The organism is Bradyrhizobium sp. CFUWI (assembly GCF_056429085.1).
In genome coordinates this window covers 1-1,416 of sequence record NZ_JBWJZE010000095.1, presented here as the reverse complement: position 1 = coordinate 1,416, position 1,416 = coordinate 1, and the positions used below count along the sequence as shown (strand labels likewise).

Genomic DNA, 1,416 nt, shown 5'->3' with positions numbered 1-1,416 from the left:
TACGAGTTAATGGCATGGACCACGCCCGCTCCCAGCGGCAACGTGGAGTCCGGCGGGGCAACAGCAGGAGCGCAAGCCATGTCGAATACGAACATTGTCACGATCGGTATCGATCTCGGGAAGAACACATTCCATGTCGTCGGTCTCGATACCACAGGCGCAATCACGCTACGCAAGAAGCGGTCGAGAAATCAGCTTGACCAGTCGCTGGCCAATGTTCCGCGTTGTCTGATCGGAATGGAGGCGTGTGCAGGCGCACATCATCTGGGTCGCAAGCTCGAGAAATTTGGCCATCAAGTCCGGCTCTTGCCGGCACAGTACGTCAAGCCATACCTCAAGGGTCACAAGAATGATTTTCGGGATGCTGAAGCGATCGCCGAGGCCGTTCAGCGGCCGACAATGCGGTTCGTCCCAGTGAAGTCGGCCGAACAACTCGATTTACAGGCACTCCACAGAGTTCGCAGTCGATTGGTGACGCAGAGAACGGCGGTCATCAATCAAATCCGGGGCTTTTTGCTTGAGCGAGGGCTACCAGTGCGGCAGGGAGCGGCAGCACTCCGATTGGCGCTCCCCCAAATCCTCTCGACATCTTCGGAAAGCCTGTCCCCTCGGGTGGTTCGGCTCATCCAGGACTTGGCCGAGGACTGGCGCTATCTCGACCGTCGCGTCGCGTTAGTCACCAAGGAGATCAACGAGATCGCGGAGCAAGATGCACATTGTCGCCGTCTGATGAGTGCGCCGGGCGTCGGGCCAATCATCTCAAGCGCGATGATCGCCGCGATCGGAACTGGTGATGCGTTCCAGAAGGGCCGCGACTTTGCGGCATGGCTTGGTCTAGTACCGAAACAAATCTCGACCGGCGATCGAACCATCCTCGGTCGCATATCAAGACGCGGCAACCGTTATCTACGAACACTGTTCATTCAGGGAGCCAGAGCCGTACTGCTGCAGCGCCAAACCTGGGCCAGGCACGGCTTCGGAGCCTGGCTGGAGGCAGCATCGAAGCGGCTCCACTCGAATGTACTAGTTGTTGCTTTGGCCGCAAAACTCGCGCGGATGGCCTGGAGCATACTCGCAAAAGGCCGTGACTACGAAGCGAGTTTCCTGGGCCACGCTGCGTAAGACGTCCGGACCCGGGAAGGAAGGAAGATCCACGATCCGATCGGAATAGCACACTATCCCGCCGAGGTTTGCGAGACGGAAAGGACGAATGGAGAAACGGTTCTACCGACACTTCTGAAGCCTGGTTCGACTCCATGGCCCTTGTTGAGGCCGGCGAGTTATTGAGGACAGAAGTGGGCGGATATCCATAATGGCTCGGGGCGACAGCCTCAAATCGAAGCCGGATAGATTGGCGCAAACCGCTTCATCCCTTTGTCGATTCCTCTTGCAACGTGGGCGTGGTCCATAGATCGG

General features: G+C 58.0%; 1 protein-coding gene. It reads left to right on the top strand.

Annotation, left to right across the window (positions count from 1 at the left end):
* The first annotated feature begins 78 nt into the window (after nt 1-78).
* A complete protein-coding gene (locus AC066S_RS38810; RefSeq protein WP_135167636.1) occupies nt 79-1,122 on the top strand; it encodes an IS110 family RNA-guided transposase in 1,044 nt (347 codons plus the stop codon).
* Nucleotides 1,123-1,416: the final 294 nt, after the last annotated feature.

Excerpts from the sequence above, each read along its gene's own strand:
- AC066S_RS38810 (WP_135167636.1), top strand. The coding sequence starts at position 79 with ATGTCGAATACGAACATTGTCACGATCGGTATCGATCTCGGGAAGAAC.